This window comes from Pseudomonas viridiflava (genome assembly GCF_001642795.1).
GTDB classification, from domain to species: domain Bacteria; phylum Pseudomonadota; class Gammaproteobacteria; order Pseudomonadales; family Pseudomonadaceae; genus Aquipseudomonas; species Aquipseudomonas viridiflava.
Map to the genome: position 1 here is coordinate 1 of NZ_LKEH01000009.1, position 2726 is coordinate 2726.

The 2726-nt window shown below is 60.5% G+C and carries 2 protein-coding genes; both read right to left on the bottom strand.

All coding sequences use genetic code 11. The features are described from left to right. On the bottom strand, nucleotides 1-2036 hold a 2036-nt coding region (locus AO065_RS00060), incomplete at its 3' end, for a condensation domain-containing protein (protein ID WP_155737741.1). Between the two features lie 246 nt (nucleotides 2037-2282). Beyond that, the coding region (locus AO065_RS00065; protein ID WP_155737742.1) for a phosphopantetheine-binding protein at nucleotides 2283-2726 on the bottom strand (444 nt) is incomplete at its 5' end.

Below are 2726 nucleotides of genomic sequence, written 5' to 3' on the forward strand. Positions count from 1 at the left end.
TCGTTGAAGGCGAACCACTCATCGGTGGCGGCGAACAGGCGCATCAGGTTGTGGTGTGCGAGCAACGTGCCCTTGGGCTTACCGGTCGAGCCGGAGGTGTAGATCACGTAGGCCAGATTGTCCGGCGTTGTGTAATTGATCAGGTTTCCAGCGCTGTAATCGTCCAGCGCGGCTTCGATGAACAGGCACTGCACGTTCGCCGGGACCGGTAAGCCATTCATCAGATGACGTTGAGTCAGCAGCAGCTCGATGCCGCTGTCCTGCATCAGAAAAGACAAGCGATCCTGCGGGTAATCGGGGTCCAGCGGCACGTAAGCACCACCGGCTTTGAGGATTGCCAGCAGGCCGACGATCATGTCCAGACTGCGCTCGGCCGACAGACCAACGCGCACGTCAGGGCCGACGCCCTGCTCACGCAGCTTGTGGGCCAACTGGTTGGCACGCTGATTGAGCTGGCCGTAGCTCAATTGCTCACTGCCCAGACTCAACGCAATAGCCTGCGGTGTTTTCAACGCCTGAGTTTCAAAGCGTTGATGCGCGCACTGCTCGGTCGGATAAACCTTCAGACCGGCATTCCAGCCCTGGAAGGTCGCCTCACGCTCATCGGTGCTCAGCAACGGCAGGTCGGCAATGCGCTGCTGCACATCGTTCGTCATGGCTTGCAACAGGTTGCGCCAGTGGCCCGCCATGCGCTCGATGGTGGACGCATCGAACAGGTTGGTGGCGTAGATCAGTGATGCGCCAAGCCCGTCCAGACGCTCGCAGGTGTCCAGCGTCAGGTCGAACTGGGCGGTGTGTTTGTCGGACAGCTGATACTCGAGACGCAGACCCGCCAGTTCGCGGGCTTCGTTGCGGGACTCGGTCTGGTGGTTGTAGGCGACCTGAAACAGCGGGCTGCGACTCGGGTCGCGCTCCGGCTGCAGGGCTTCGACCAGTTGCTCGAACGGCAGGTCCTGATGGGCCTGAGCCTGCACGGCAGTCTGTTTGATCTGTTGCAGCAGTTGGGCCACGGTGGTCTGCGCCGAAAACTCGGCCTTGAGCACCTGAGTGTTGACGAAGAAACCGATCAGCCCTTCGGTTTCGCTGCGGTTGCGGTTGGCAATCGGCACGCCGACACGTACATCGTCCTGCCCGCTGTAGCGATGCAGCAGGGTCTGGAACGAGGCCAGCAACAACATGAACAGGGTAATTCCCTGCTCACGGGCAAGGGCCTTGAGGCGATTCAGCAGCGCGGCGTCCAGTTCGACATTCAAGCGTGCGCCGTGAGGATTGCGCGTGACCGGACGTGGACGGTCGGTGGGCAATTCCAGCACGGGAGACTGATCACCGAGCTGATTTTTCCAGTATTCCAGCTGCCGTGCCTGTTCACCCATCTCCAGCCAGTTGCGTTGCCAGATGGCGTAGTCAGCGTACTGGATGGGCAGCGGCTCACGCTCGATCGCTCGCCCCAGGCTGATGGCCTGATAACCCTGCAGCAGTTCCTCGACCATGATCGGCATCGACCAGCCGTCGGAGACGATGTGGTGCTGGGTCAGCACCAGCACGTGTTCTTCATCGGCGACCTGCAGCAGCCTGACGCGCAGCAGCGGTCCGTGTTGCAGATCGAACGGCTGCTGCACTTCGTGATCGACGTAATCCTGAACCGATTGGCCATCGGCAAGCCGATCAACGTTCAGTAAAAAGGCCGACGCCGGGTGCACAACCTGAAGCGCTTCGTCCCCCTGTTGCTCGAAGGTCGTGCGCAGGGTTTCGTGACGCTCGATCAGCGCTTCGATACTGCGACGCAGCGCTTCGATGTTCAGCGGGCCATGCAGCCGCAAGGCCAGCGGAATGTTGTAGGCCGCGCTGTGCGGCTCCAGTTGCCAGAGAATCCATTGCCGTTGCTGGGCGAAGGACAGCGCTGCCGGTTCCTGCGTCTCCCTCGGGAAGATCGGCGTGACCCCGTAAAGATTCACCCCCTGACGCTTGAGCAGGACCGCCAGCGCCTTGCGTTCACGGGGGGACAGCGATTTAACGGAGTCAAGCAACTGGTGCACGGGTGTCTCTCCTGAACAACTGAACTGAAGCATTCCTGAGGGAACTGGCGCGCTGTGTCTGACACAGCGCTATCTCGCAGCAGGCACTGGACTGTGGGAGGCGGCTTGCCGGCGATTGATGGATGCGGCTTGTCAGGTAAACCGCATCGTCGTTCTTCGCGGGCAAGCCCCCTCCCACAGTTTGTTTCTTGCTGCAAATCTGCGGCGTGTCAGGAAATAAAAATGCCCCTCCACCCCGCAAAACCATCAAGCCAGCAAATTATCAATTTCCTCCGCTGATAAACGTTTGAGAGCCTCCAGTGATTTAGTCAATTCGTCCTGTGCGTGGTCACTTTCACCGTTTTTCTGTTGAATCGTGGCGCAGAAGTCGGCGAGCACGGGCCGTTCGAACAGGTCCTTGAGGCTGACCTCGTGCTGCAACTGCTCACGCACGCGGACCAGCATTTGCACCGCCACCAGCGAATGCCCGCCCAGCTCAAAAAAGTTGTCGGTACGTCCGACCTGATCGACCTTCAGCACGTCGGCCCAGATCGCGGCCAATTGCTGTTCCAGCTCGCCTTCGGGCGCAACGTACTGCGCCTGCAATTGGGTGGCATCCGGCGCAGGCAGTGCCTTGCGGTCCAGCTTGCCGTTGGCGGTCAGCGGCATGGCGTCCAGCAGCACGAAATGGGTCGGCACCATGTAGTCCGG